The following is a 4,612-nucleotide window of genomic DNA, read 5'->3' on the forward strand; positions in this document are numbered from 1 at the left end:
GTTATGCATAGCGGCGGCGCAGGTGGCTACAGTGCGTTTCTACTGCGCTTCCCACAGTCGCGCGTCAGCATTGCTACGTTGTGTAACACCGGGCGGATCGCGACCGGAGCGTTGACTCGCCGAGTTGCGGATGTCTATCTCGCTGACCGCTTTACATTGCCGGTGCCGGCCGTGCCGCCCGCTTCGAACGCTGCTGAGAAAGCGCCGGCGCCAGCGTTGGATCGGAAGCTCATGGCGCAGTATGTCGGCAGCTACCGCAGCGAGGAGCTCGATGCCACGTTTCGAGTCTGGATCGAACAAGGGGAGTTACGAGCGCGAGCACGCTACGGCGTCATTCGAACACTGCGCTCCACGGGCAAGGATCGCTTCGAGTATGACGGCATCAACCGACTCACATTCACGCGCAATGCCGGCGGCGAGGTCACTGGTCTCGAGTTCAACGCCGAAAGAATCCGAAGCCTGAAAGCAGCGAGGTTGCCCACGCCTGAGCAGGTGACTGCGCGGTGAGGGTTGTTTGTATCGCTGTGCTGTTGACGTTCGCCGCCGTCAGTTCGGCGGCGAACACGGCGTCGCGACCGCTGCGCTTTACGACAGAGGAGGGGACATGGATGTCGCTCGACGTTGCGCCGGACTCACGCACCCTCGTGTTCGATCTGTTGGGCGACCTGTACTCGTTGCCTATCGATGGCGGCAAGGCGAAGCGACTGACGCACGGTAGTGCGTTCGACGCGCAGCCGCGATACTCGCCGAACGGTCGCTCCATCGTGTTCGTGAGCGACCGCTCCGGTGCGGACAATCTGTGGATCTTGGATGTCGATACGGGCGAGCAACGGCCGCTCACGCAAGACACGGGTGTGTTCTATGTCTCGCCGGAATGGACACCGGACGGTGAGTCCATCCTCGCGACGCGCAGTACTCGCGATACGGGGCACGGTCGTGACTATCAGCTGTACAGCTATGCCGTTCGCAGTGGCGTGTCGCAGCCGATGGGTGTTTCGGATACTGTACTAGGTGCGGCGTTCGGCAACGATTCGCAGCAAGTCTTTGGCGCCATCGAGGTCAAACCGCAATGGCCAAGTTTTGCCACTTGGCAGATCGCCAGCATCGAGCGCGCCACCGGCCGGGTCGAGCAAGTCACTCGCGAGTTGAACAACGCGGTGCGCCCGGTCGTCAGTCCTGACGGTCGTTATCTGGTGTATGCAAATTCGTGGGCGGGTGCGACGCATTTGAAGTTGCTGGATCTGGTCACGCGCGAGCAGCGTTGGCTGGTATCGAACGTGGATCGGCCGAGCGGTGAAGTGGCCCCACGGCGGGATCTGCTGCCGGGCGCGGCTTTCAGTGCCGACGGCAATGCGTTGTTTACAGCCTATCGAGGGCAGATCTGGCGCATCGGTGTCGCCGATGGCAGCGTCAGTCGCGTGCCGTTCAGTGCTGATGTCGAGGTCGAACTGGCGCCGCTCGCGCAGTTCGATCACGCCATCGAAGAGAGAACCGTCACCGCGCGACGCATCGAACAACCGCAGCTGTCGCCCGACGGACGACAGCTCGCATTCTCGGCGTTGGGACGAATCTGGATACAAGCGATGGACTCGCGGTCCGGTACGCGTGCGCCTCGCCAAGTGAGTGCGGAGGGTTCCACGGCGTTCTTTCCTGCGTGGTCACCCGATGGACGACATCTCGCCTATGTGACTTGGAACGACCTGGACGGCGGCGGCATCTGGCGGGTGCCAGCCAACGGTACCGCTCCACCCGAACGACTCACCGTGGACAACGACTTCTACGAGAAGTTGTCGTACTCGCCCGATGGTCAGCGTTTGGTTGCGGCACGTGCGCGTTGGGCCGAGCGGTTCGGTTTCTTTAACGAAACGCAAGGCATCGGTCGCGGTGACACGCGCGAATGGGTTTGGTTGCCCACTGCTGGTGGCAGTGCGAGCGTGGTCACTCATATCAATGCCGTGACGTACTGGGGCGCGAACTCTCACTACGGGCGGGCTCACTTCGTTGCTGGCGACGAGGGCTTTTACTTCAAGGATCCAAAAGACGGACTGGTCGCAGTTCGTTGGGATGGCGCGCAGCGACGGTCGATCCTTCGTATCGAGGCGGCGGGCTTCTCCAAACGGGAACTGGCGGATGAGATTCTGCTGTCGCCCGATGGCGCGCAGGCGTTGGCTTTGGTCAACAATCAGACCTGGTTGGTCGACCTTCCCAAGGACCAAACGACGCTGCCGTTAGTGGATCTGTCCGCGACCACGCCGGCGTTGCCTGCTCGACGCTTGAGTAAGGAAGGCGCCGAGTTTCCACAGTGGTCTAACGATGGTCGATGTGCCGCGTGGTCGCTCGGCACGGCGTTGTTCACACAATGTGATAAGAACGCACGACGGCACGATGTGATGTTACGAGTGCCGCGTGATGTTCCGAAAGGCGTCATCGCGTTACGCGGGGCTCGAGTCATCACCATGCGCGGCGATGAAATCATCGAACGTGCCGACGTGATCGTCTCCGATGACAAGATCCTTGCGGTCGGCGCCGCCGGGTCAATAAAGATTCCCGCCGACGCTCACGTCATCGATGTGACCGGTAAAACCATTCTGCCAGGCTACGTCGATGTTCACTGGCATGGCGCGCCGCCGTGGGGTGTTCATCGCACGCAGGTGTGGGAATTCCTCGTGAACCTGGCCTACGGCGTGACTGCAGTCCGCGATCCGCAACCGGCGTCGATGGATGCACTGACCTATGCCGATCGAATCGCGAGCGGCGCCGTGCTCGGGCCACGTTTTTTCACCACCGGTCGCGGCGTGTTCGGTACGGATGACATTCGCACGTCCGAGGACGCTCGAGCCATCGCCCGACGCTATGCGCAGTTCTATCGCACCGAGTCGCTGAAAGACTATGTGACCAACGGCGATCGGCAAGTCCACCGCTGGCTGCTCGATGCCGCGCGTGAGTATCGATTGACGACGACTGCCGAAGCCAACAGCGATTTCAAGTACAGCCTGACGCGCTTGTTCGATGGCTCGGGTGGCCAGGAGCATCTCGCGACCGTCACGCCGTACTACCAGGATCTGGTGCGATTGGCAGCGGCGAGCGGTACGACCATCACGCCGACCCTGCTCGAGGGGCAGTCCGGCGGACAAGATCGCCTGAATGCGTTCGTGAACCAAGTCGACTTGTATTCGGATGAGAAGGTGCTGCGCTTCCTGCCGGCAGAGGAAATCGAGTCGCTGACGGTGGGCGCGCGCACGGCACGGCGACGGGCGTCGTTTACATCTCAGGAGCTGGTGGCTCAGCCGGCGGCTGTGTTGGCGGCGGGTGGGCGCATTGCGCTGGGCGTTCACGGCTCGATTCAAGGACTGGGCGCGCATTGGACGTTGTGGACCTTCGTTGACGGCGGCATGAAGGCCCATGACGCGCTTCGGGCTGCGACGCTCATGGGCGCACAAGCCATCGGGTACGGCAAGGAGTTCGGCTCGATCGAAGTGGGCAAGCGCGCCGACCTGCAGGTGCTTGATGCCAATCCGCTGGAGGACATTCGGCACACGCTGTCGCTACGGTACGTGATGATCAACGGCCGCTTGTATGAAACAGACACGTTGAATCAGCTGTGGCCACGACAGAAGTCGCTGGGGCTGCAGTGGTGGCAGCGACAGTCGCGCATTCCGAAGACTCATGAATAGAACGCCCCGTTCATTAGCGCCCTGCACGTTCCCCTCGGTAGCACACAGAGGTAAGTTCCATGATCCGATGTTTGATCCTGATGGTCGCGTTGGGGATCGGCGGGGCGGCACACGGTGACGAGCGCCGCGTGCAAACCAAGGATGCGGGCGACCTCGAACTGATTCAGGCACTGGATACCTTGATTCCGCAGTGGCTGCGGAGCGAGGAGATTCCGGGGCTCAACATTGCGTTGGCTCGGCGCGGCGTGCTGGTGTGGGAGGGCGCTTATGGGTATGCCGATGCCAAGACGCGTCGACCCATGACCACCGACACGGTGTTTCGTTCCGGCTCGATTGCGAAGCCTTACGCGTCCGTGGCCATCATGCAGTTGGTGGAACGCGGTGCGTTGAAACTCGACGATCCCATCGACACCTACTTGCCGTTCAAAGTCGTCAATCCATTCGGCGGCCCGCCCATCACGATTCGTCACTTGCTGACCCATCGTTCCGGATTGGGCGGCGATTCGGCGGCCAGCTATCTGTGTGAACGTGCCGACACGATCCGTCCCTTGGCGGAGTTGCTTGCGCTGGCTTATCGCTATCAGTACGCACAGGCGCCGGTGGGCACGGGGCCGCATCGTTTCCATCAGATGTGGACGCAACCGGTCGGTGCTCAATATCAGTATTCCAATCTCGGTGTGGCGACACTGGGCGTGATCGTGGAACGCGCCAATCCCGAGCGCCTCAGTTACTCGGACTACGTACAGAAACACATCATGGATCGATTGGGCATGCAGTATGCGCAGATGCCGCCGGCACAGATTCGGGAACTGATTCGTGCCGACATTTGGGAACGCCTGAGCACGGGCTATCAGGTGCTCGGCGGCGCTTGGGTGCCGACCGCGCAAGTGTGTTTCGGGGAGTTTCCTTGCGGCGGTTCGCTGGCGACGCCGGCGGAC

The 4,612-nt window shown here is 61.7% G+C and carries 2 protein-coding genes and 1 pseudogene; all 3 read left to right on the forward strand.

The features are described from left to right. Nucleotides 1-507: pseudogene (locus JNL55_RS31550) on the forward strand (hypothetical protein); the annotation flags it as partial. Between the two features lie 101 nt (nt 508-608). Continuing rightward, nucleotides 609-3,674 carry an amidohydrolase family protein gene (locus JNL55_RS31555; protein WP_293863978.1) on the forward strand — a complete coding sequence of 1,022 codons (3,066 nt, stop codon included), beginning with the start codon at nt 609-611 and terminating at the stop codon, nt 3,672-3,674. 59 nt (nt 3,675-3,733) lie between these two features. Further along, nucleotides 3,734-4,612: serine hydrolase domain-containing protein (locus tag JNL55_RS31560; RefSeq protein ID WP_293863981.1), on the forward strand; the 879-nt coding region annotated here is incomplete at its 3' end.

Source organism: Steroidobacter sp., assembly GCF_016790065.1.
Taxonomy (GTDB): Bacteria; Pseudomonadota; Gammaproteobacteria; order Steroidobacterales; family Steroidobacteraceae; genus Steroidobacter.